21 protein-coding genes are annotated in these 23,622 nt (G+C 67.5%); 17 read left to right on the top strand and 4 right to left on the bottom strand.

Annotated features, from left to right (window positions below):
- Positions 1 to 6 precede the first annotated feature (6 nt).
- From AC1D1A_RS19575 to dnaE, 16 genes are all read left to right on the top strand, one after another.
- Positions 7 to 1,584, top strand: coding sequence for a UDP-N-acetylmuramoyl-tripeptide--D-alanyl-D-alanine ligase (locus AC1D1A_RS19575; protein ID WP_476932344.1), 1,578 nt, complete (start codon positions 7 to 9; stop codon positions 1,582 to 1,584).
- The gene (gene mraY, locus AC1D1A_RS19570) at positions 1,581 to 2,690 is read left to right on the top strand and encodes a phospho-N-acetylmuramoyl-pentapeptide-transferase (RefSeq protein ID WP_028275881.1); all 1,110 of its coding nucleotides are present in this window, start codon (positions 1,581 to 1,583) and stop codon (positions 2,688 to 2,690) included. Before AC1D1A_RS19575 ends, mraY begins: the two co-directional genes overlap by 4 nt.
- On the top strand, positions 2,672 to 4,273 hold the full coding sequence (gene murD, locus AC1D1A_RS19565) for a UDP-N-acetylmuramoyl-L-alanine--D-glutamate ligase (RefSeq protein ID WP_476948490.1): 1,602 nt from the start codon (positions 2,672 to 2,674) through the stop codon (positions 4,271 to 4,273). Before mraY ends, murD begins: the two co-directional genes overlap by 19 nt.
- A 2-nt stretch (positions 4,274 to 4,275) precedes the next feature.
- Positions 4,276 to 5,805 carry a putative lipid II flippase FtsW gene (gene ftsW / locus AC1D1A_RS19560; protein WP_476948489.1) on the top strand — a complete coding sequence of 510 codons (1,530 nt, stop codon included), beginning with the start codon at positions 4,276 to 4,278 and terminating at the stop codon, positions 5,803 to 5,805.
- A gap of 10 nt (positions 5,806 to 5,815) precedes the next feature.
- Positions 5,816 to 7,003 (top strand): UDP-N-acetylglucosamine--N-acetylmuramyl-(pentapeptide) pyrophosphoryl-undecaprenol N-acetylglucosamine transferase, encoded by a 1,188-nt coding sequence (locus tag AC1D1A_RS19555; RefSeq protein WP_476850420.1) that lies wholly within the window; start codon positions 5,816 to 5,818, stop codon positions 7,001 to 7,003.
- A gap of 4 nt (positions 7,004 to 7,007) precedes the next feature.
- Complete coding sequence (murC, locus tag AC1D1A_RS19550; protein WP_476850421.1) at positions 7,008 to 8,408, top strand: UDP-N-acetylmuramate--L-alanine ligase; 1,401 nt, start codon at positions 7,008 to 7,010, stop codon at positions 8,406 to 8,408.
- The gene (locus AC1D1A_RS19545) at positions 8,401 to 9,321 is read left to right on the top strand and encodes a cell division protein FtsQ/DivIB (RefSeq protein WP_476948488.1); all 921 of its coding nucleotides are present in this window, start codon (positions 8,401 to 8,403) and stop codon (positions 9,319 to 9,321) included. Before murC ends, AC1D1A_RS19545 begins: the two co-directional genes overlap by 8 nt.
- 254 nt (positions 9,322 to 9,575) lie before the next feature.
- Positions 9,576 to 10,793, top strand: a complete 1,218-nt coding sequence (gene ftsZ / locus AC1D1A_RS19540) for a cell division protein FtsZ (protein WP_476948487.1) — start codon at positions 9,576 to 9,578, stop codon at positions 10,791 to 10,793.
- Between the two features lie 114 nt (positions 10,794 to 10,907).
- Positions 10,908 to 11,684 carry a purine nucleoside phosphorylase YfiH/LACC1 family protein gene (locus tag AC1D1A_RS19535; protein ID WP_476948486.1) on the top strand — a complete coding sequence of 259 codons (777 nt, stop codon included), beginning with the start codon at positions 10,908 to 10,910 and terminating at the stop codon, positions 11,682 to 11,684.
- Positions 11,677 to 12,495 (top strand): YggS family pyridoxal phosphate-dependent enzyme, encoded by an 819-nt coding sequence (locus AC1D1A_RS19530; RefSeq protein WP_476948485.1) that lies wholly within the window; start codon positions 11,677 to 11,679, stop codon positions 12,493 to 12,495. Before AC1D1A_RS19535 ends, AC1D1A_RS19530 begins: the two co-directional genes overlap by 8 nt.
- An 87-nt stretch (positions 12,496 to 12,582) precedes the next feature.
- Positions 12,583 to 13,113: a cell division protein SepF gene (locus AC1D1A_RS19525; protein ID WP_230008814.1), complete on the top strand. Its 531-nt coding sequence runs from the start codon at positions 12,583 to 12,585 to the stop codon at positions 13,111 to 13,113.
- A 137-nt stretch (positions 13,114 to 13,250) separates the two neighbouring features.
- Positions 13,251 to 13,559 carry a YggT family protein gene (locus tag AC1D1A_RS19520; RefSeq protein WP_230008815.1) on the top strand — a complete coding sequence of 103 codons (309 nt, stop codon included), beginning with the start codon at positions 13,251 to 13,253 and terminating at the stop codon, positions 13,557 to 13,559.
- A gap of 164 nt (positions 13,560 to 13,723) precedes the next feature.
- On the top strand, positions 13,724 to 14,419 hold the full coding sequence (locus AC1D1A_RS19515) for a DivIVA domain-containing protein (RefSeq protein ID WP_476948484.1): 696 nt from the start codon (positions 13,724 to 13,726) through the stop codon (positions 14,417 to 14,419).
- Between the two features lie 152 nt (positions 14,420 to 14,571).
- The gene (gene lspA, locus AC1D1A_RS19510) at positions 14,572 to 15,150 is read left to right on the top strand and encodes a signal peptidase II (RefSeq protein ID WP_223916639.1); all 579 of its coding nucleotides are present in this window, start codon (positions 14,572 to 14,574) and stop codon (positions 15,148 to 15,150) included.
- Between the two features lie 25 nt (positions 15,151 to 15,175).
- Positions 15,176 to 16,144, top strand: a complete 969-nt coding sequence (locus AC1D1A_RS19505; RefSeq protein ID WP_476948498.1) for an RluA family pseudouridine synthase — start codon at positions 15,176 to 15,178, stop codon at positions 16,142 to 16,144.
- Between the two features lie 118 nt (positions 16,145 to 16,262).
- On the top strand, positions 16,263 to 19,820 hold the full coding sequence (dnaE, locus tag AC1D1A_RS19500; protein WP_476850425.1) for a DNA polymerase III subunit alpha: 3,558 nt from the start codon (positions 16,263 to 16,265) through the stop codon (positions 19,818 to 19,820).
- A 95-nt stretch (positions 19,821 to 19,915) separates the two neighbouring features.
- On the opposite strand, the gene AC1D1A_RS19495 is transcribed toward dnaE, so the two are convergent.
- The 4 genes from AC1D1A_RS19495 to AC1D1A_RS19480 form a co-directional block, all read right to left on the bottom strand.
- Positions 19,916 to 20,773: an anti-sigma factor gene (locus AC1D1A_RS19495; protein WP_476873067.1), complete on the bottom strand. Its 858-nt coding sequence runs from the start codon at positions 20,771 to 20,773 to the stop codon at positions 19,916 to 19,918.
- Complete coding sequence (locus AC1D1A_RS19490) at positions 20,760 to 21,332, bottom strand: RNA polymerase sigma factor (RefSeq protein ID WP_476873068.1); 573 nt, start codon at positions 21,330 to 21,332, stop codon at positions 20,760 to 20,762. The genes AC1D1A_RS19495 and AC1D1A_RS19490 overlap by 14 nt, the downstream gene beginning before the upstream one ends.
- A gap of 182 nt (positions 21,333 to 21,514) precedes the next feature.
- Positions 21,515 to 22,231 carry a DUF4397 domain-containing protein gene (locus AC1D1A_RS19485; protein WP_230008335.1) on the bottom strand — a complete coding sequence of 239 codons (717 nt, stop codon included), beginning with the start codon at positions 22,229 to 22,231 and terminating at the stop codon, positions 21,515 to 21,517.
- 140 nt (positions 22,232 to 22,371) lie between these two features.
- A complete protein-coding gene (locus AC1D1A_RS19480) occupies positions 22,372 to 22,830 on the bottom strand; it encodes a flavin reductase family protein (RefSeq protein WP_018772361.1) in 459 nt (152 codons plus the stop codon).
- A 195-nt stretch (positions 22,831 to 23,025) separates the two neighbouring features.
- Here AC1D1A_RS19480 and AC1D1A_RS19475 point away from each other — a divergent pair, with 195 nt between their 5' ends.
- Positions 23,026 to 23,604 (top strand): hypothetical protein, encoded by a 579-nt coding sequence (locus AC1D1A_RS19475; RefSeq protein WP_230008336.1) that lies wholly within the window; start codon positions 23,026 to 23,028, stop codon positions 23,602 to 23,604.
- Positions 23,605 to 23,622 lie beyond the last annotated feature (18 nt).

Raw genomic sequence — 23,622 nt, 5'->3', positions numbered from 1 at the left:
ACCGAGATGATTGCATTTACAGCGGCGGAAATCGCCGACATAACCGACGGCCGGCTCGCCGCGGAACCGGGAATTACCCCCGCCTCCGTGGTGACCGACTCCCGCGAGGCCACGGCGGGTTCCCTCTATGTGGCCAAACCGGGGGAGAACGCCGACGGACACGACTTCGTCGGCGCAGCCTTTGACCGGGGCGCCGTATTGGCGCTCGTTGAGCGCGAAGTGGCCGACGCCGCCGGAACGGACTATCCCGCCGTCGTCGTTGAGGACACTGTCCTCGCCATGGGCGCGCTGGCCGCCGAAGCCGTCCGCCGGATCCGCACCAGCCGCGCCGCGGCCGGCGCCGCTTTCACCGTGGTCGGCATCACCGGCTCCGCCGGCAAAACCACCACGAAGGACCTGCTCGCCGGAATCTTCGCGGCCGCCGGCGCCGAAGGTGCCACAGTTGCGCCGCAAGGGTCCTACAACGGCGAGATCGGCGTGCCGCTCACAGTCTTCAAAGCCGACTTCGACACCCGCTACCTCGTCATCGAGATGGGTGCCACGGGCATCGGCCACATCCAATACCTCGCGGACATGGTCCGGCCGGAGATCGGCGTCGTCCTCGGCGTCGGCTCCGCCCACGCCGGGGAGTTCGGCGGCGTCGAGAACATCGCGGTGGCCAAGGGCGAACTCGTGGAGGCGCTCCCGGCCGGGGGCACCGCCGTGCTGAACCTGGACGACTCCCGCGTCGCCGCGATGGCCACCCGGACCCGGGCCCGCGTGCTCGGCTACACCTCACGCGCGGCCGGCACAGGCCAGGACAACACCATCCAGGCCGACGTGGCCCAGGCCAATGTGGTGAGGGCCGCGGATGTGGAACTGAACGCCGACGGCCACCCGGAATTTGAGCTCTACCTGCCCGCCGACGTGACGGACGGGAAAGCACAGCAAGGGCCAACCCGGCACCACGTCGCCGCCAAGCTGATCGGCGCCCATCACATGGCCAACCTCCTCGCGGCCGCGGCTGCGGCGCACGCGGCCGGCATCCCCGGGGCGCAGATCGCCGCCTCGCTCAGCGCGCAGACCGCCGCCAGCCGCTGGCGGATGGAACGCACGGAGCGTCCCGACGGCGTGACCGTCATCAACGATGCGTACAACGCCAACCCGGAGTCCATGCGGGCAGCACTGCGGACGCTGGCCGAGCTGGGCCGCGGCCGCCGCACCTGGGCGGTCCTGGGCGCCATGCTGGAACTGGGCCCGGATTCCATCCGCGAGCACATGGCAGTCGGCACCCAGGTGGTGCGGCTGAACATCTCGCGGCTCGTCGTGGTGGGCCGGGAGGCGCGGTCGCTGTATGTTTCCGCCGTCAACGAAGGCTCCTGGGGCGACGAATGCGTTTTCGCCGAGACGGCGGACGAGGCCTACGAGCTTCTCCAAGCCGAGCTCCAGCCCGGCGACCTGGTCCTGTTCAAGTCTTCGAACGGCATCGGGCTGCGCCACTTGGGGGATCGGATAGCATTACCCCCACATGCCACCCAAGACTCTCCCGAGCGACCTGCTGAGGGAACTGCCGCAACCGCCACAGAAGGGAGTGCACAGCTGTGATTGCACTGCTGATGGGCGCCGGAATGGCGCTGCTCCTCGCGTTTGTGGGCACCCCGCTGTTCATCCGGTTCCTGGTCCGCAAGGGCTACGGACAATTCATCCGGGACGACGGACCCACCTCCCACCACACCAAGCGGGGCACGCCCACAATGGGCGGCACCGTGGTGGTCGTGGCGGTCCTGGTCAGCTACGGGCTCACGCACCTGATCATGTGGATGATGAACCCGCACTCACCGGGGCCAAGCGCCTCCGGGCTTCTCCTGCTCTTCCTCATGGTGGGCATGGGGCTGGTCGGATTCCTGGATGACTTCATCAAGATCTCCAAGCAGCGCAGCCTGGGCCTGGACGCCAAGGCCAAGCTGATCCTCCAGGGCGCTGTTGGCATCATCTTTGCCGTGCTGGCACTGAACTTCCCGAATGCGGCGGGCCTGACCCCGGCGTCCACCCAGATCTCGCTGGTGCGCGATATTCCGTGGCTTAACCTCGCGTTCGCCGGAACCGTACTCGGCGCCATCTTGTTTGTGCTGTGGTCCAACCTGATCGTCACGGCCGCGACCAACGGCGTGAACCTCACCGACGGCCTCGACGGCCTGGCCGCGGGCGCTTCCGTCATGGTGTTCGGGGCCTACACGCTCATGGGCATCTGGCAAAGCAACCAGGCCTGCGGATCCCCGCGGCAGGCCGGCAGCGGCTGCTACTCGGTCCGCGACCCCCTGGACCTGGCCCTGCTGGCCGCCATCCTGAGCGCGGCGATGGTCGGGTTCCTGTGGTGGAACACCTCGCCCGCGAAGATCTTCATGGGCGACACCGGCTCCCTTGCCATCGGCGGCGCCGTCGCAGCTTTTGCGATCCTGTCCCGCACCGAACTGCTGCTGGCCTTCATCGGCGGGCTCTTCGTCCTCATCACGCTCTCGGTCATCATCCAGGTGGGCTACTTCAAAATCACCAAGGGCAAACGGTTCTTCAAGATGGCACCGCTCCAGCACCACTTCGAACTCAAGGGCTGGGCCGAAGTCACGGTGGTGGTCCGGTTCTGGATCCTGTCCGGGTTGTTTGTCGCCGCCGGCCTGGGCATCTTCTACGCCGAATGGGTGGTGCTGCTGTGACCGGTCCCATCCCCGCCCCGCTCACCACCTCGCCCCGGCTGCAGGGACTCACCACCTGGGATTCCGACTGGGCCGGCCTGCGCGTCGTGGTCACCGGCATCGGCGTCTCCGGCTTCGCCGCCGCCGACACCCTCATTGAACTCGGCGCCCGGGTGGTGGTGGTGGACGCCGCCACCAGCGCCAAGGCGCTGGCCCAGGCCGACACACTCCGGATCGTCGGCGCCGTGGACGTCCTGCTGGGCGAGGAAGCGGTGGAGTCCGTTCCGAAGATCGACGGGCAGAAGCCGGACCTGGTGGTCACGTCCCCGGGCTGGCGCCCGGACCAGGCCCTGCTCGCCGCAGCGGCGCGGGCGCACATTCCGGTGTGGGGCGACGTCGAGCTCGCCTGGCGGCTCCGCGAACGCGAGGGCCGCAAGACCGCCGACTGGCTGGCCATCACCGGCACCAACGGCAAGACCACCACGGTCGGCCTGACCGAATCCATGCTCCAGGCCGCCGGCCTGAAAGCGATCGCCGTAGGCAACGTCGGAACCCCGATCCTGGACGCCCTGCGCGATCCCGTGGACTACGACGCCTTCGCGGTGGAACTGTCCAGTTTCCAGCTGCACTGGAGCCACTCGGTGTCGCCGGTGGCCAGCGTGTGCCTCAACGTCGCTGAAGACCACGTGGACTGGCACGGCTCCTACGCCTCCTACCTCGCCGACAAGGCCAAGGTCTACGCCAACACGAAGAAGGCCTGCATCTACAACGCCGAGCAGATCGAGACCGAACGCATGGTCGAGGACGCGGACGTGGTTGAAGGCTGCCGGGCCGTGGGATTCACCACACTGACCCCGGCCATCAGCATGCTCGGCGTCGTGGAAGGGCTGCTGGTTGACCGGGCGTTCATCGCCGAACGCAAGGACAGCGCGGCCGAACTCGCCTCGATCGCCGACCTCGGACCGGTGGCGCCGCGCCACATGGTGGCCAACGCGCTGGCAGCCGCTGCCCTGGTACGGGCCTACGGGGTGGAGCCATCGGCTGTGCGCCAGGGCCTGCTGAACTACCTTCCGGGAGACCACCGGATCCAGCTGGTGGCCCGGCATGAGGGTGTGCTGTGGATCAACGATTCCAAAGCCACCAATCCGCACGCCGCCGCCGCCTCGTTGTCCGCGTTCCAGAATGTGGTGTGGATCGCGGGAGGTTTGTCCAAGGGCGTGAATTACGACTCCCTGATCCAGGAACAGGGCAGCCGGCTCAAGGCCGTGGTCCTGATCGGCGCGGACTCCAGCGATCTGCAGGCCGCCCTGAAGCRACACGCGCCGGATGTCCCCGTGATCGGGCAGGGCAAGGGCGAGACTGAAGACGTGCAGACTGCCGGTACGGCCAAAGCCGACGCAGGCCCTTCGCCGATTTTCGGCGAGACTGTGATGGCCCAGGCCGTTGCCTCGGCGGCGCAGCTGGCCGCCTCCGGGGACACTGTGCTGCTGGCCCCGGCGGCTGCTTCCATGGACCAGTTCTCTTCCTATGCTCACCGTGGCGATGCCTTCATCGAAGCTGTCCGCGAGCTCGTGGAAGGGCAGGCTCAGACCAGCGAGGAGTAACAATGGTCAGCACGCCCACACGTACGACGGCGGCACGACCCGCCGCAGGCGGGGCCACCAGTGGCACGCCCGCCGGCCGTCCGGCCCCTTCGGCGGCGCGGCCAACGGCCGGCGGCCCCGCCGTCACCCCCGCGGCCCGGGTGCGTGCCTGGAGCCGCGGATTCTGGTCCGCGCTGGAAGGCACCGGCAAGTCGCGCAACGGATCCACGTACTACCTGATCCTTGGCTCCACCCTGGCGCTGACGGCGATCGGGATCATGATGGTCCTCTCGGCCTCCAGCGTGGAAGCCATCGCCGCGGGGGAGTCGCCGTACTCCGCCGCCCTCAAACAGGGCGGATTCGCCGCGATTGGCGTCTTCGCGATGCTTGTCCTCTCCCGCGTGAACGTCGTCTGGCTCAGGCGCTTCGCCTGGCCGCTCATGTTCCTGGCCATTGCGCTGCTGGGCCTGGTGCTCCTCGTGGGACGCAGCGCGCTGGGCAACCAGAACTGGATCGACGTCGGTCCGTTCACGTTCCAGCCCTCCGAAGCCGCCAAGCTCGCCCTCGCGCTCTGGATGGCCACCGTGCTTGACCGCAAGGCCAAGCTCCTCCACGAATGGCGCCACGCGCTCATTCCGGTCGTGCTCCCGGGCGCCATTGCGGTCCTGGGCCTCATCCTGGCCGGAAACGACCTCGGGACGGCCATGATCGTGATGATCATCGTGGCCGCCGCGCTGTTCTTCGCCGGCGTGCGGCTGTACCTTTTCGGGTTCGCCGGGGCGGTCCTGGCCCTTGGCGCGACGATCCTCGCCGTCACGAGCCCGAACCGGATGTGCCGCATCCTGTCATGGACGGGCCAGACCTGCGCCGACGGCTCCGACCTGAACTACCAGTCCACCAACGGCCTGTACGGGCTCGCGTCCGGCGGCTGGTTCGGCGTCGGACTGGGCCAGAGCCGGCAGAAGTACAGCTGGATCCCGGAAGCGCACAACGACTTCATTTTCGCGATCATCGGCGAGGAACTCGGACTGGTCGGCACGATCGTCGTCCTGGTCCTGTTCGCCATCCTCGGCACCGCCATCTACCGGGTGGTCGTCGCCCAGCACGATGTCTTCCACCGCGTCCTGGCCGGCACGATCATGGTCTGGCTGCTGGGCCAGGCCAGCGTCAACATGGCCGTGGTCACCGGGCTGGCACCGGTGATCGGTGTCCCACTGCCCTTCATTTCCTATGGCGGCTCGGCCCTGCTGATGTCACTGTGCGCAATCGGCGTCGTCCTGTCCCTGGCCCGGGCCCAGATGGACCCCGGCATGCAGCCGAAGAAGATGCTCAGGTTCGGCCCGGCCGCCTTCGCCAATTCCGTCCGGAGGGCCCGCGCTGCCCGGGCTGCAAGGACTGCCGCCAGCCGGTCCGCCGCCAGCACGGCCTCCAGCCGGTCCGCCGCCCGCACGGCCGCCCGGCCCAAGGCCCCCGCGGGCAAGAGCCCAGCCACCAAGAACCCCACCAAGAACCCCGCCAAGAGCCCCGCCACCAAGAACCGTACGAAAGCGTAAACAGCCCTTCATGAACACCGAGTCGCCCTTGTCCGTGGTCCTTGCCGGCGGCGGAACCGCCGGCCATATCAGCCCGCTGCTGGCAATTGCCGGCGCCCTCCGGCAGTCCCGCCCCGGAGTGCAGCTCCTGGCTGTCGGGACCCCCGGGGGAATGGAAGCGCGGCTCGTCCCGGCGGCCGGCCTGGACCTTGCCACCATCAGCCGTGTCCCGCTCCCGCGCAGGCCTTCCGCGGATCTGCTCCGGCTGCCGGGCCGGATGGCCGGTGCGGTGAAGCAGGCGGGTTCCATCCTGGACGAGGCAGGCGCCGACGTCCTGGTGGGGGTCGGCGGGTACGTGTGCACACCGATGTACCTCGCTGCCCGGCGCCGGAAGATCCCAATCGTGGTCCACGAGGCCAACACCCGTCCCGGCCTGGCTAACCGCGTTGGCGCAGGCCTCGGCGCCCACGTGGCAGTGGCCTTCGCCGCGACCAAACTGGGCCGCGCCGCCCGGCACGTAGGCATGCCCATGCGCCCCGAAATTTCCGGCCTCGACCGCACGGCCGCCCGGGCCGGTGCACGGCAGGCGCTCGGCCTGGACGCGGACCGGCCGACGCTCATCGTCACGGGCGGGTCCTCGGGCGCCCAGAGCATCAACCGGTCCCTCGCCGCGGCCGTCGGGGCCCTCGCCGACGCCGGCGTGCAGACCCTGCACATCACCGGTCGCGGCAAGTCCGTCCACGACGCCGACGGCAAACCGCTCGCCGCGCCAGGCTACCGGCAGGTGGAGTACGTCGACGGGATGGAAACCGTCTACGCCGCCGCGGACCTGCTGCTGGCCCGTGCCGGAGCCGCCACGGTCTGCGAGGTGGCCGCCGTGGGCGTGCCTGCCGTTTTCGTGCCCCTGCCCATCGGCAACGGCGAGCAGGCGTTGAACGCCGCGGGCCTGGTCGCCGCGGGCGGCGCATTGATAATCGATGACAAGGCCTTCTCCGCCGACTGGATCAGCGGGAACATCATTCCCCTGCTGCTGGACACGGACAGGCTGGCCCGGATGGCAGCCAGCTCCGAACAGCTCGGCATCCGCGACGCCGACCGGCGCATGGCCGATCTCATCCTCGGCGTCGCGTCTTCGAACGAGCGCAGCGGGAACCGGCAGCGTCCGAAACAGCAGCGTCCGAAACAGCAGGGCACGAACCAGCACGGCAGGAAGCAGTAGAGCAATGACCCAGCCCCAACACGGCACGCATGCCCTGGAATCCCTCGGCCGCGTCCACTTCATCGGCATCGGCGGCGTCGGCATGTCCGCCGTTGCCCGCATCATGGTGGCCCGCGGCATCCCGGTGAGCGGCTCCGACGCCAAGTCGCTGCCCGTCATGGCGGACCTCGCGGCCGCCGGGGCGCGGATCGCCGTCGGCTATGCTCCCGGCAACCTGGGAGACGCCCAGACGGTGGTCGCCGGATCCGCGATCCGGCCCGACAACCCCGAGCTCGCAGCGGCCCGTGCCGCCGGACTCCCGGTGCTGCACCGCTCCGAGGCGCTGGCCGCCACGATGGCGGATGACACGGTGGTGGCCGTCGCCGGAACGCACGGCAAGTCCACCACGACCTCCATGATCACGGTGCTGCTGCAGGGCGCCGGACTGGACCCGTCCTTCGCGATCGGCGCCAACGTCCCGGCGCTCGGAGTCAACGCGGCACACGGCACGGCGGGCATCTTCGTCGCCGAGGCCGACGAGTCGGACGGCTCCTTCCTGAACTACCGCCCCACGATCGCCGTGGTGACCAACGTCGAGCCGGACCACCTGGACTTCTACGGCACCGCCGAGGCCGTCTATGCCTCCTTCGACAGCTTCACGGCCCTGCTCCCGGCGGACGGCGTCCTGGTGGCGTGCGCTGACGACCCCGGGGCCAGGGCACTGGCCGAGCGCACCCTGGCCCGCGGCAACACCCGCGTGGTGCTTTACGGAATCGCCGACGACGCCGCCATCCGGCTGCACGACGCGGGACCCGGCCGGATGGGGATCTCGACGACGGCGGGCACGTTCGGCGTCGAACTCCAGGTTCCGGGCCGGCACAACGCACTCAACGCTGCCGCCGCCTTCGCCGTGGCGATCGAACTCGGCGTCGCGCCCGGCACCGCCGCGGCGGCATTGGCCCACTTCTCCGGCGCCTCGCGCCGTTTCGAGTTCAAGGGGGAGGGCCGCGGCGTCCGCGTCTACGACGACTATGCCCACCATCCCACGGAGGTCCGCGCCGCCCTGTCCGCGGCAAGGGCCGTCGCCGGGGAGCACAAGGTGCACGTGCTCTTCCAGCCGCACCTGTTTTCCCGGACACGGGAATTTGCCCGCGAGTTCGCCGAAGCGCTCAACACCGCGGACACGGCCCTGGTCCTGGACATCTATCCTGCCCGCGAGGATCCCATTCCAGGGGTCACCAGCGGGCTGATCGCCGAGCACCTGGGCTCAGGCGGCCGCCTTGTCGGACCCGACGGGGAGGCTGTGCAGGCACTGCTGGCGGCCGCCGGGCCCGGGGACATCGTGCTGACCGCCGGCGCCGGTGACGTCACGGCCTACGGGCCGCTGATTGTCGAGGCCCTGACAGCCGAGGCCGCCGGTGCCTAGCACCAGGCGCCCCACCTACCGTGGCGGGTCCGGCACGAGTGGATCCGGCACCGGCTCCCGGCCGCCGTCCGCCGGTACGGGCACGGATGTCATTTCTGCGTCCAAGACCGCCACGGACACCGCCGCGGACACCGCCGTCGGCCGGTCCCGCAATCCGCAGAACCCGCAGGGCACCCCGGACCACGGTCCCGGCAAGGTGCTGTCCTTCCCCGAGCCCAAGGGCAAGCGCCGCCGGCGGATCCTGCTGAGCACCATCGGGATCGTGGCCGTGCTGATGGCGGGCATCGTCGCGGCCGCCGTCTACTCGCCGGTGCTGGCCCTGCGCACGGTCACGGTGGAGGGTACAAAGATGCTGCACCCGGATCAGGTCCAGGCCGCCCTCGCGCCCCTTCAGGGCAAGCCGCTGCCGCAGATCAGCGAGGAGGAGGTCACGGCCCTGCTCAAGCCGCTGGTCCAGGTCAAGGACGTCACCGCGAAGGCGCTGCCGCCCGCCACTTTGCAGGTGCACGTCACCGAGCGCATTCCCGTGGCCCTGGTCAAGCAGGGCAAGACATTCCAGCTGGTGGACGTCGACGGTGTCCAGCTCAGCACCACCGCCGATGCGGCCTCGGTATCGCTGCCGGTGATCGACGGCGGCAGCGGAACGCTGCCGAAGGACCTGTTCCAGGCCATCACGGCAGTGCTGGGGGCCCTGCCGGCGGATGTGCTGGCGCGGCTCTCCAACGCCTCTGCCGCGTCGGCCGACGCCGTCGAACTCAAACTCGTCGACGGGCAGACAATCGTCTGGGGCAACGCGGGGGAGAAGGAGCTGAAGGCACGGGTCCTTTCTGCCCTCCTGAAGGTCCCGGCCGACGCCAAAAACCCGGTGAAGGTCTACGATGTCAGCGTGCCCCGGCACCCAGTCACGCGGTAGCCGGCAATCGGATCCGCCGCGTCACGGATGTCCAGCGGACGTCCAGCTGCCCGCGGGACTACTTACAGGGGCTATTTGCCCGGTAATCGCGCGACACGCGGCGCCGGTTATTGAATGTCCCCTGCATAGGAAATACCGTCACAGACATGAGTTACTTGACATAACTATAACCTTCAAGTCGAAGGTTAAGGTTCAAAGCTTCAAGCAGGACTCGATCAGTTTTCGCATTAGTACACGAACAAGGGACACGTAACGTGGCAGCTCCGCAGAATTACTTGGCCGTCATCAAGGTCGTCGGCATCGGCGGCGGTGGCGTGAACGCAGTCAACCGCATGATCGAGGTCGGTCTTCGCGGCGTCGAATTCATCGCCATCAACACCGATGCCCAGGCATTGTTGATGAGCGATGCCGACGTCAAGCTCGACGTCGGGCGTGAGCTGACCCGTGGACTCGGTGCTGGCGCGAACCCTGAAGTTGGCCGGCAGGCCGCGGAGGACCACGCCGATGAAATCGAAGAGGTCATCCGGGGCGCAGACATGGTCTTCGTCACCGCCGGCGAAGGCGGCGGAACCGGAACCGGCGGCGCCCCCGTCGTCGCCCGGATCGCACGGTCCCTTGGCGCCCTGACCATCGGCGTCGTGACGCGCCCCTTCACGTTTGAAGGCCGCCGCCGTGCCGGCTCCGCCGAGGCCGGCATCGACGCCCTGCGCGATGAAGTCGACACCCTGATCGTGATCCCGAACGACCGCCTGCTCTCCATCAGCGACCGCAACGTCTCCGTCCTGGACGCGTTCCGTTCCGCCGACCAGGTTCTGCTCTCCGGTGTCCAGGGCATCACGGACCTCATCACCACCCCCGGCCTGATCAACCTCGACTTCGCCGACGTCAAGTCCGTCATGCAGGGTGCCGGTTCCGCGCTGATGGGCATCGGTTCTGCCCGCGGCGAAGACCGCGCCGTGAAGGCCGCGGAGCTGGCCATCGCCTCCCCGCTGCTGGAAGCATCGATCGACGGCGCGCACGGCGTGCTGCTGTCCATCCAGGGCGGCTCGGACCTTGGCCTCTTCGAAATCAACGAGGCAGCCCGCCTGGTCCAGGAAGTCGCCCACCCGGAGGCCAACATCATCTTCGGCGCCGTGATCGACGACGCCCTCGGCGACGAGGCACGCGTCACCGTCATCGCCGCCGGCTTCGACGACGTCAAGGCCACCTCGCCGTCCATGGACCAGTCCCTGCCGGCCGCGCCGCAGCGTCCCGCGTCCCCCGCCCCCGCCCCGGCGCAGGCACCCGCCTCCGCCCCGGTTCAGCCGCTGCACGCCACCGTCGGCGCCTCCGGCTACGGCGGCTGGGGCCAGCAGCGTCCCTCTCCCGTACCGGCCGATTCGGGCTTCGACGTCGACCTTCCGGCCGTCGTGGAGCCGGACCTGTCCGGCCGGCACTCCGATGACCTGGATGTCCCGGACTTCCTGAAGTAAATAGTTCCGCTCCTGCATGGCACCGCCGTCCGGCGGTGCCATGCTGCTTTGCGGCGGGTTACGGTGGATTGTATGAACGCAGGTATTCCGGACATGTTGATGGCGGTGGTGTGATTGTTTTGCTGGCGGGCTGAAGTCCGGCCGGGCGTATGGGTGGCCTTCACCGACGCCGGAGCCGGGAACCTGGCACTGCATGTCGGTGATGACCCCGTGGCGGTGCGCCGCCGGCGCGCGGAGCTCGAAGCGGCCGCCGGGCTCGGCGGGCGCTCCTTCCGTTACATGAACCAGGTCCACGGCAGTGACGTCGCCACCATCGTTGGGTCCACGGCCGCGGACTCCGCGGGTGAAGGTCCGGCCGCGCCCACGGCCGATGCCATGGTCTCCCTGACTGAGCCGCTGGCCGTCCTGGTAGCCGACTGCGTGCCTGTGGTGCTGGTCGGCGAGGATCCGGCCGGGGCGCCGGTGCTGGGCGTCGTCCACGCCGGACGGCCAGGCGTCGCCGCCGGGGTGGTGCCAGCCGCCGTGGCCCGCCTCCGGGAGCTCGGTGCGGACCGCATCAGCGCCTGGGTGGGCCCCTCGGTCTGCGGGCGCTGCTATGAGGTCCCCGGCAGCCTGCGCGCGGACGTTTCCGCGGCCGTGCCTGCCACCTGGTGCACCACCTCGACCGGCAGCCCTGGTCTGGACCTGCCGGCCGGAGTGCGGAGCCAGCTGGAAGCTGCGGGCGTCGCGATCGAATACTCCGGGGGATGCACCCTCGAGGACGACACCCTCTTCTCCTACCGCCGCAACAGCCACACCGGCCGCTTCGCCGGGCTGGCGTGGACGGACGGCACCCACGGGACTGACGGCACTGACGGGACTGACGGGAAAAGGGAGTATGGCCATGACTGAACCGGCGCAGCGCCCGGACGCACACGCCGTCCAGCCCGTCACGGCGCCGGGGGAGAACCATGAGAACCGAACGGACGCGCTGGAAGGCCCCCGTCTGGCCCAGCTGGAGGCGAACCTCGCGGCCGTCCGCCGCCGGATCGACGCCGCCGTGGCCGCCGCGGGCCGGCAGGCGGCGCCGCCGCGCCTGATCGTCGTCACCAAGTTCCATCCTGCGCTGGACGTCCGGCGGCTGGCGTCGCTGGGGGTCACCGACGTCGGGGAGAACCGGGACCAGGAGGCCGCGGAAAAGGCGGCGCAGCTTCAGGACCTTGGCCTGAGCTGGCACTTCATCGGTCAACTCCAAAGCAAGAAGGCCAAATCCGTGGTGAAGTACGCCGCGTCCGTGCACTCCGTGGACCGGGAAGCCGTCGCCTCGGCCCTGGCCAAGGCGATGGCCGTCGAAGCCGACCGCACCGGCCGCCCGCCCCTGGACTGTTTCATCCAGGTCAGCCTGGCCGAGCAGGCCGGCGACGCAGCAGCGGCCCACCGCGGCGGCGCGGCGCCCGGCGAAGTCCCCGCGCTGGCCGAACAGGTCGCCGGTGCCGGCGGACTGAGGCTCGCCGGCGTCATGGCCGTGGCCCCGCTCGGGGCGGACCCGGCGGCTGCCTTCGAAAAGCTGGCGGGCATTTCCGGGCGGCTGGCCGAACAATTTCCCTACGCCACGGGAATATCCGCCGGCATGAGCCAGGACCTCGAAGAGGCCGTCCGCTTCGGGGCGACACACCTGCGCATTGGCTCCGATATTCTCGGTCCGCGTCCGGCCCTGCGGTAAGTTCGACATATTGGAAGGTAATGGCGGGGATTCCAAGGCTGTCTAGTCACTAAGCGGCCCGCTTACGGACAAGATTAGGAGTCGACCATGGCTGGCGCTCTGCGCAAGACAATGATCTATCTTGGGCTCGCCGACGGCGACGAACACTACGAGTCTGAGCACCCCACACCGCACAAGGATGAGGACGAATCCATGGAGCAGGACCGCGAGGAACGACGTGCTCCGGCGCCCGTCCGCGAGGTCCCCCGGGAAGAGCCCCACGCCGCTGAAGAGGAATATCGCGCACCTGTGACACCCATCAAGCGTGCGGCATCGAGCCGCGAAGAGACCACCGGACTCCGGCAAATCACGACCATCCATCCGCGGTCGTACAACGACGCCAAGCTCATCGGCGAAAGCTTCCGCGACGGGATCCCCGTCATCATGAACGTCACCGACATGGGCGAGGCTGACGCCAAGCGCCTCGTGGACTTCTCCGCCGGTCTTGTTTTCGGCCTGCGCGGCAGCATCGAACGGGTGACGAACAAGGTCTTCCTGCTCTCGCCGTCGTACGTCGAAGTCATTGGCGACGACAAGAAGGTCAGCGAGACGCAGGCAAGTTTCTTCAACCAGAGCTAGGCCCGAATATTCGGTACTGATGCCAGGCGGGGACACCTGCCTGGCATCCGTGCGGAATTATCCGTGTTGAAATAGAAGTGACACTTTCCTTAGGACACTTCGGTATCCGGAATGAACATGGAGATATGAGTTAGCTCATGGGAATTGTTTTGGGGCTCGTCTATATCGTTCTGTTGCTTTTTTTCGTGGCATTGATCATCCGTCTGGTCTACGACTGGGTGCAGATGTTTGCCCGAAGTTGGCGGCCGCGCGGTTTGGCACTCGTGACCGCTCATGCTGTGTATTCGGTCACGGACAAGCCCCTCAAACTGCTCCGCCGGCTCATCCCGCCGCTGCGGTTGGGCGGAATGTCGCTGGACATAGGCTTCCTGCTGCTGTTCGTGGCCGTGAGCGTGGCGATGTGGATCGTCAAGGGCCTGGTGTACGCCCAGCCGATCGCGGCATAGGCCGCAGCCGCAGCCGGGCAGCGACCTGCCCGGCCCAGGCCCAAACCGAAAGTAAACTCCGGTTTGACACTGCGGTGTTGAATTAGAGGAACCAGACCATATTTAGGTACCGTAGTTTGACGGCCGGAAGGCCTACTGACTAACTAGACCAACGAGGTGACCAGATGGCTTTGACGCCAGAAGACGTTGTCAACAAGCGCTTTCAGCCGACCAAGTTCCGCGAAGGCTACGACCAGGACGAGGTTGACGACTTCCTGGACGAGATCGTCGTCGAACTTCGGCGCCTGAACCAGGAGAACGACGAGCTGCGCAAGAAGCTCGCCGAATCCGGCGTCGGCACGCCTGCCAGCTCCGCAGCCGCCGCACCCGTGGTGGAAAAGGTCCCGGCACCCGTCAAGGCCGAGAAGGAAGACACCGCCAAGGCCGAGGCCGAGGCCAAGGCAAAGGCGGCCGCAGAAGCCGCTAAGAAGAAGGAAGCCGAGCAGGCCGCCAAGGCCGCCCAGGTTGTCGAGCCGGCGCGCAGCGCCGCCACCCCGGCGTCGGAGTCCGCCGCCGGCCTGCTCGCCATGGCGCAGCAGATGCACGACAAGCACGTCGCCGACGGCGAGCAGCAGCGGGACAAAATCATCGCTGAAGCTCAGATCGAGGCCAGCAGCCTCGTCAACGATGCGCAGGAAAAGTCCCGCAAGATCCTCGGTGCCCTCGAGCAGCAGCGCTCCGTCCTGGAACGCAAGGTCGAGCAGCTTCGCGGCTTCGAGCGCGACTACCGCTCACGCCTGAAGGCCTACATCGAAGGCCAGCTCCGCGACCTGGACGCCCGCGGCTCCGTCGCGGCCCCCGAGGTTGGCGAAGCCAGCTAGGGCAAAAAGCAAGTATTCTGAAAGCCGGTGGCTGAGGATTCCTCGGCCGCCGGCTTTTCCCTTTTCCCGCAACGTGCCGGCACCGGCCCAGGTGCCCGGCGCTTTCCGGTACCTGAACCCGGTCCCCGCACTGGCTCCCGATCGAAAGCCCTATGACTGACGCACCATCACCAGACGCCATGCAGCCTGTCGAGGCGGCACAGCCCGTGCGCGCCCGGCCGCGGCGGGCAAAGCTGTTTGTCCTGTTCGCTGCCTTCGCGGTCTTCGCCTACGTGTTCGACCAGCTCACCAAGCTCTGGGTCACGACCACCATGACCGAGGGTGAGCGGATCCCCGTGCTTCCCCCGCTGCTGCACTGGTTCTACATCCGCAACTCGGGGGCGGCGTTCTCGATCGGCGAGAACGTCACCTGGGTGTTCACGATCATCATGGCGGCCGTGTCTGTCGCGATCCTGCTGCAGCTGCGCAAGCTCGGTTCGCTCTGGTGGGCCCTGGCGCTGGGGCTGCTGCTCGGCGGCGCACTCGGCAACCTGACGGACCGGCTGTTCCGCGAGCCGTCCTTCGCGATGGGCCATGTGGTGGACTTCATCCAGCTGCCAAACTTCGCGATCTTCAACATCGCCGACTCCGCCGTCGTCTCCGCCGTCGTGATCATTTGCCTGCTCACGCTCCGCGGAATCTCCCTGGACGGCTCGCGCCATACGAAGGATACGGTGGCCAACGATGTCTGACACTGCCTCAGGAAACGCCGCTGATATGGCGGCCGATATGGCCGCCGAAGCCGGCACCGCACCCGCCGGGCACCACCGCTTCACCGTCACGGAGAACCTCGCCGGTTCCCGTGTGGACGCCGGACTGGCCCGGCTGATGGACATCTCCCGCTCGCAGGCCGCAGTCCTGATCGCCGAAGGCAACGTCACCAGCAACGCAGGGAAGGTCGGAAAGTCCCTCAAACTCACCCTGGGCACCGTGCTTGAGGTCGTGGTGCCGGACCGCAGGGACCCCCTGGAAATCGTGGAGGAAGTAGTGGACGACCTGTTGATCCTGCTGGACGATGACGAATTTGTAGTCATCGACAAACCGGTCGGTGTCGCCGCCCACCCTTCGCCCGGCTGGGTGGGACCCACGGTGGTGGGTGGCCTCGCCGGGCTCGGCTACCGGATTTCGACGTCGGGCGCCCCGGAGCGCGCGGGCATCGTCCATCGGCTCGATGTCGGCACTTCCGGCGTCATGGTGGTGGCCAAGACCGAAAATGCCTACACCGTGCTCAAGCGCGCCTTCAAGGAGCGCACCGTGGACAAGGTCTACCACGCCGTCGTCCAGGGCCTTCCCGATCCGCTGGCGGGCACCATCGACGCGCCCATCGGCCGGCACCCGGGCCATGACTGGCGGTTTGCCGTGACCGAGGACGGCCGTGATTCGGTGACGCACTATGAGGTCCTGGAAGCTTTCGGGAAGGCCTCACTCGTGGAGGTGCACCTCGAAACGGGCCGCACCCACCAGATCCGCGTGCATTTCTCGGCCCTGCGCCACCCCTGCGCCGGTGACCTCACCTACGGCGCGGACCCGAGGCTGGCCGCCACCCTCGGCCTCACCCGGCAGTGGCTGCACGCCCGGGAACTGTCCTTCGACCACCCGCGGACAGGGGAGCGGGTTACCGTCGCCAGCGGGTACCCGCAGGACCTGCAGTACGCGCTGACGGTCCTGGAGTCCGGAAACGCCTGAGCCGCACGGCACGGGCGGTCTGAATCCACGGGGTTCTGCCGGGCCGCCCGTTGCCGCCGTTCGGTGCCCACCGCCGTGGCTGCACGCCGCCGTCGTGGCACGGCACTAGAATGGTGCGGTGACTTCCAGCAACGACTCGTTTGTCCATCTCCACAACCACACCGAGTACTCGATGCTGGACGGTGCCGCCCGGCTCGGTGAGCTGTTCGACGAAACCGAACGGCTCGGCATGCCGGCCCTCGCCACGACGGACCACGGCTACCTGTTCGGCGCCTTCGACTTCTGGAAGCGCGCAACAGACCAGGGCATCAGACCCATCATCGGCGTCGAAGCCTATGTGACTCCCGGGACCGCCCGCACGGACAAGACCCGTGTGCGCTGGGGCGAGGAGCACCAGCGCAAGGACGACATTTCCGGCGGCGGCTCGTACACGCACATGACCCTGCTCAGCTACAACAACGTGGGCATGCGGAACCTTTTCCGGGCCTCCTCGATCGCCTCGCTGGACTCGGTCTTCGGCAAATGGCCCCGGCTGGACCGTGAGCTGCTGAACACCTACTCGGAAGGGCTCATCGCCACCACCGGCTGCCCGTCCGGCGAGGTCCAGACCCGGCTGCGGCTCGGCCAGTACCGCGAAGCCCTGGAGGCCGCGGCGGAGTTCCGCGACATCTTCGGGGCGGAGAACTACTTCTGTGAGCTCATGGACCACGGCCTGGACATCGAGCGGCGCGTCACAGGTGACCTCCTGCGCCTGGCCAAGGACCTGAACCTGCCGCTGGTGGCCACCAACGACCTGCACTACACGCACGAGCATGACGCCAAGGCGCATGAGGCCCTGCTGGCCATCCAGTCCGGTTCCACCCTCCTGGAGCCGACCTACGACAACGGCGGCTCGCGCTTCGCCTTCTCCGGCAGTGGCTACTACCTGAAGTCACCGCAGGAAATGCGCGAACTGTTCCGCGACCACCCCGAGGCGTGCGACAACACGCTCCTGATCGCCGAACGCTGCGAAGTTTCCTTCAACACCGGCGCCAACTACATGCCCCGGTTCCCCTGCCCGGAGGGGGAGGACGAAACGTCGTGGCTGGTCAAGGAGGTCGACAAGGGACTCCGCTACCGCTATCCCCAGGGCATCCCGGACAAGGTCCGCAAGCAGGCCGACTATGAGCTCGAAGTCATCACCTCGATGGGCTTCCCGGGCTACTTCCTCGTCGTCGCCGACTTCATCAACTGGGCCAAGAACAACGGCATCCGGGTCGGTCCCGGGCGCGGCTCCGGCGCTGGCTCCATGGTGGCCTACGCGATGCGCATCACCGACCTGGACCCGCTGCACCACGGCCTGATCTTCGAGCGCTTCCTCAACCCGGACCGCGTCTCCATGCCTGACTTCGACGTCGACTTCGATGACCGGCGACGTTCCGAAGTGATCGACTACGTCACGCGCAAATACGGCGACGAGCGCGTGGCGATGATCGTCACCTACGGCACCATCAAGACCAAGCAGGCCCTCAAAGACTCCTCGCGCGTGCTGGGCTACCCGTTCAGCATGGGCGAGACGCTGACCAAGGCGCTCCCGCCGGCCGTGATGGCCAAGGACATCCCGCTGGCCGACATCCAGAACAAGGACTCCAAGCGCTACAGCGAGGCCGGCGACTTCCGCCAGCTCATCAGCACCGACCCGGAGGCCGCCAAGGTCTTCGAGACGGCGCTGGGCATCGAGGGCCTGAAGCGGCAATGGGGCGTGCACGCCGCCGGCGTCATCATGTCCTCGGACCCCATCATCGACGTGATCCCGATCATGCGCCGTTTCCAGGACGGCCAGGTCATCACCCAGTTCGACTACCCGACGTCCGAAGGCCTCGGCCTGATCAAGATGGACTTCCTCGGGCTGCGAAACCTGACGATCATTTCCGATGCCCTGGAAAACATCAAAATGAACCGCGGCATCGAGCTCGACCTCGAAACGCTCGAGTTGGATGACACGGCGTCCTACGAACTGCTTGCCCGCGGAGACACACTGGGCGTCTTCCAGCTCGACGGCGGTCCCATGCGGTCCTTGCTCAAGCTGATGAAGCCTGACAACTTCGAGGACATCTCCGCCGTGCTGGCCCTCTACCGGCCCGGACCCATGGGCGCCAACGCGCACACCGACTACGCGCTGCGCAAGAACAAGATCCAGGAAGTCATACCGATCCACCCGGAGCTCGAGGAACCGCTGTCCGAGATCCTCGGCGGGACCTACGGGCTGATCGTGTACCAGGAGCAGGTCATGGCCGTGGCGCAGAAGCTCGCCGGCTATACCCTGGGCCAGGCCGATATCCTGCGCCGCGCCATGGGCAAGAAGAAGAAATCCGAGCTGGACAAGCAGTTCGCCGGCTTCTCCCAGGGCATGCAGGACAACGGCTATTCCATGGCCGCGGTCAAGACCCTCTGGGACATCCTGCTGCCGTTCTCCGACTACGCCTTCAACAAGGCGCACTCGGCCGCCTACGGCGTGATCTCCTACTGGACCGCGTACCTGAAGGCGCACTACGCGCCGGAGTACATGGCGGCCCTGCTGACCTCAGTGGGCGACGACAAGGACAAGTCGGCGATCTACCTCAACGAATGCCGGCGCATGGGCATCACTGTCCTGCCGCCCGACGTCAACGAGTCAGCCCTCAACTTCACCCCGGTGGGCACCGACATCCGCTTCGGCATGGGCGCCATCCGCAACGTCGGCGTGAACGCCGTCGAAGCCATGGTGGCGGCGCGCGAAAAAGAAGGCGCCTACACCTCCTTCAAGGACTACCTCCTGAAGGTCCCGGCAGTGGTCTGCAACAAGCGCACCATCGAATCCCTGATCAAGGCCGGCGCCTTCGACTCGCTCGGCCACCCCCGGCGGGCCCTGGCCATGATCCATGAAGAAGCGATCGACTCCGTCATCACCCTCAAGCGCAACGAGGCGATCGGCCAGTTCGACCTCTTCGCCGGCTTTGAGGACCAGGAGCCCGAGGCGTCGCTCAGCACCGAGATCCCGGACCTGCCGGAATGGGAGAAGAAGGACAAACTGGCGTTCGAGCGCGACATGCTCGGCCTCTACGTCTCCGACCACCCGCTGCAAGGACTTGAAGGGCTCCTGAGCCAGCACGCCGACCGGTCGATCACCTCGATCATCGCCGAAGACGGCCCGCCGGACGGCTCGATCGTGACCATCGCCGGTATGATCACCTCGCTCAGCCGGCGGATCGCCAAGGCCAGCGGCAACGCCTACGCCCGGGCCGAAATCGAGGACCTCGCCGGTTCCATGGAGGTCATGTTCTTCGGCCAGGTCTACGGCCCCATCGCCTCGGTGCTCGCGGAGGACCTGATCGTGGTGGTCAAGGGCCGGCTGCAGCGGCGCGACGACGGCGCCGTCACCTTGAACTGCATGGAACTCTCCGTGCCGGACCTCAGCGACAGCCAGAACGGGCCCGTGGTGATCACCATGGCCACGCACAAGGCCACCGAGGCCGTGGTCACCGAGCTGGGCGACGTGCTGCGCACCCACCGCGGAAATTCGGAGGTCCGCCTGCACCTGCAGGGCGACACCCGGGTGGAGGTCATGGGCCTGCCGGTGCACCTGCGCGTCAACCCGAGCCCGTCACTGTTCGGCGATCTGAAGGTGCTGCTCGGCCCGACCTGTTTGGATAACTGACATGCAGGGGGTTGCTGGCGGCCAGGCAAGGCTGAGCGATCCAGGGCACCCTGAGTATCGCCGCCCCGCGAGGGTTCACGCACAGCATCCGAGGATCATGTTTTCGGGTTGAGCGTTCCCCGGGCGATGCTGTCGGCGGAGTGGGCCGGGTTCCCGTTGTATGGCTGGTTGGAGACGTCCACGATGGGGTACTGGGCCAGATCAATGCCGTCCGGGATGGTGAAGATGCCGGATTCATTGTCGAGGACACCCAGGCTGACCATTCTGGACAGGTCGGCAGAGCCGACCCACACTCCCCGGAATCCGGTGATGTGGTCGTTGGAGAGCCGGATGATCAGGTGCCGGGTTCCATCGGGGAGTTGCTCCACCCGGGCGTCTCCGCTCCCGGTATGTGCGGGCAGCGGAGTCAGGGACGTTTGGGCGACGACTGTCGAAGCGGGACCCGACTGGGTGGAGGTGGGTGTGGGAGTGCCGGTGTGTCCGAGAACTCCGGCAGCGGTCCATCCGGCGGCCGTGCCAAGAACGATTCCGGCCGCAGCCGCGATAACCCACAGACCGGGACGGCCATGCCTGTCTTTGGCGCGGGGCCGCAGTGGTATCGGTGCGGGCTTTGTGCCGCCGCCGTGGTTCGGGCGCGCCTCCGCCGCGGCAGGTTTCTCCGGTGCGGCTGGTTTCTCCGGGGCAGGGTGCCCGGAGCTGGGCTGGCTCAAGGGATCCGATGCGAGGGCCGGCGAGAGGCCGAGGGCCTGATGGATGGCGGCCCAGTTCTGGCTGCCGGGTTGCTCGAGTTCGATGCCTGCGGTGTCGAGGGTGGCAACGTGCACGGCATGTTGCAGGCCTCGGAGGGTTTCGCTGCACGTGGGGCAGCTGGCGAGGTGGTCGGCGTCGGCGTCCGTGCCCAGGGGCTCGCCAAGGGCCAGCAGACTAAGAAGTTCGGCGTCAAGGTGTTCCATGTTCCACCTCCAGGCGGGTGCGTAAGCGGGTGAGGCTGCGCCGGATGTGGCTTTTGACAGTACCGAGCGGCAAGTTGAGGCGCGACGAGATCTGGTCGTGAGTCAGGTCTTCATAGAACGCCAGCCGCATTATTGCTTGCTGTGGATCCCCTAAATGCTCCAGTTCTTCGTCCAACGTCAGGCGGTCGGCGACCTCTTCTACGTCCCCGGCGTCCGGGCGGGAAGCGGGGTCAACGACCAAGAGAGTGGCTGCTTGTTCGAGATGGCGCTGGCGGGAGCGAGCGGACAAGGCGTCGGAGATTGCATTGCGGGCGATCCCGATCAGCCATGCCGGCAGCCGCCCCGCCTCCGGGCGAAATGTGGTCCGTGATTTCCAGGCCCGAATGAAGACCTCCTGGGTGACGTCGTCGGCAGCGGCACGCTCTCCCAAGGATCTTAGCGCCAGCGTGTAGACGAGCGGACTGAACCGTCGGTACGCCTCCGCGAGGACGCGTTCGTCGCCGCCGGCAAATGCGTGGTCGAGACGAGAGTCCCAATCGTGCGATGCGGCAGCCTCCATCAGGTGCTCCTTTGAGCGGCAGTGGCCCCTGTTGCACCACATTATGCCGCTCGCGCGGGGACTCCGCCATGGTCCAACTGGGTCAGCCTTCCGGGCTGTCACTGTGTGCGTGCCGGTGGGGCCGCGGTTGATGCGACCCCACCGGGCGAGAAAACAGGATGCCTGCTGGAGCTCCGGTTGGCTTACTCGTGGTGGCCTTTGTGTCCGCGCGATGAGGAGTCCACTACCTGTACGGCGGCCCCAAGGTTGTTGTCGGCGAGGCTTCCCCAGGCATAGACGATGGTGTTTTTCCCCGCAGTGACCTTGATGTCGGCCGGGCCGATCAGCGGGGCAGTGGTTCCCTCGGCTGCGACCGAGGCCGGGACGGTTCCGGCCTTGAGAGTGAGGGTCTTTTGATGCCGGTTGGTGAGTCCCTCAATGACCGCGTTGCCACCGGCCAGGACATCGACGGCGGGGGCCGCAGCGACGTGCCGGACGGTCAGCTTGCCCTTTCCATCCGGGCTGGCGGAGGTGTCATTGGTGAAAAGGGTGGCCGTGGGCGTCCCGTCAGCGGCCAGATGTGCGACCGCTGTGTAGTCCCGACCTTCTTCGAGGTCCACTGTGACCGGGCCTATCACGGGGTGGTCGGCGCTGGTGGCGTCGGCGCCGGTGATGGCGACCTTGTGGTCTCCGTCGGGGACGTTCAACGGCCCGGCCAATGTGCCCGGTTTGAAGTTGTCCAGGGCGAGTTTGCCGTCGACCCAGACATCGACGGTAAGGCCCGGAACGCCGTGGAGGACGGACAGTTTTGCCGTCCCCTCGTCGCGGTGATGCCAGGTCCCGGCCTGGGCCGGGGCGGCCAGGGCCAGTGCTGCCAGCAGCGTCATTGCTCCGGTGGCTGCAGAGAGTGTCTTGCGCATTTCCAACTCCTCATCGGGGCCCACATGGGGGCGGTGGTTGTGCTTACACCCTTATTACCGGCCGAAGGCCGTCGCCGGATGCACCACCGGGGAAGTTTTAATGTGCCGTGTTAATTTTCCGTGGCCCGTAGAGGCGTCTGTCAGATCTCGTAGTCGAGCGGAACGGGCTGGCTGTAGGCCCCGGAGTGGTAGAGCAGGGGAACACCGTCGTCGCCGACCTGGCCCTCCACCACCTCGACCACCACGACCGCGTTGTTCTCGAAGGAGAGCCGCATCTGGACCTTGCCGATCAGCCACCCGCTGACGCCCTTGAGCACGGGCACCTCGTGGGGTCCGAGCTCCCAGTGGTCGCCGTCGAACCGGTTGCCGGCCCGGGCGAAACGGTCGGCGAGCTCCTGGTTTTCGAGCCCGAGCATGTGCACGCCAATGTAGGTCGTGTTCGCCACGGCCGGCCACGAGCTGGAGGTCCTGGCCATGTTGAACGTAAAGCGCGGCGGCTTGGCGGACAGAGAGGCCACGGAGGTCGCCGTGAATCCGAACGGGACGCCGTTGTGGTTGGCCGTGATGATGGCCACGCCCGCTGCGTGCCGGCGGAACATTTCCCTGAATGTTCCCTCGAAAATACCTTCATCTGTGGCCACTGCGATCCAACTCCCTGCTGCACGTGCGTGTCGTACTTCTACTCTGCCAGCGTATTGCGCAGGGGAATCGAGTGCGGCATTTTCTTTACGTCTCCCGTCATGTGCTGCCGGCCGGCGTCATGCGCCGCGGGAATCCTTGTTACGGTTTGTTGCATGACACAGTCCGCAGTCGACGGCCCCGTCCACCACGCCGGGGAGCCCGCACAGCCCGAGCGGCGTCCCGAGGGGCAGCCCGGTTCAGGGGGGACATGGCGGAAGGCCGCGGTCATCGCGGCCGCCGGCATCCCGGTGGGGCTGCTTTGGTGGCTTCTGGCGCCGTCGGGCCTGAACCTCCTGACCGGAAACCCTGACCTCGCCGCCGGCACCAACACCGCCACCTGGCTGCCCCGTGACCTTGTGCTGGCGGGGCTGTGCCTGCTCGCAGGGTGCATTGCCGGGTCGTTCGTCGCCGGCAACAAGCACCAGCAGCCCGGCCCCGGCACTGTTGTCCTCGTGGTCCTCGCCGGCGCTGCCGGTGCGCTCATCGCGTGGGGAACCGGTGTGCTCAGCGCCCAATGGTGGGGAGCGCCGGCAGATACTTCGGCCAGCGCCAGCGTCGCCTTCTCCCTGCGCTCCTATGCGGTCCTCGCCATCTGGCCGGCAGCGATCGCCCTGGCCATCTTCCTGAACAGCCTCTTCCCGGGCAACGGCGGCAAACCCCGCCGCGGCGGGGCACGTAAAATGATCGGGTGAGCCTAACTCCTGACAGCC

This window comes from Arthrobacter sp. P1_B9 (assembly GCF_056406495.1).
This window is presented reverse-complemented; position numbering and strand designations above follow the sequence as displayed.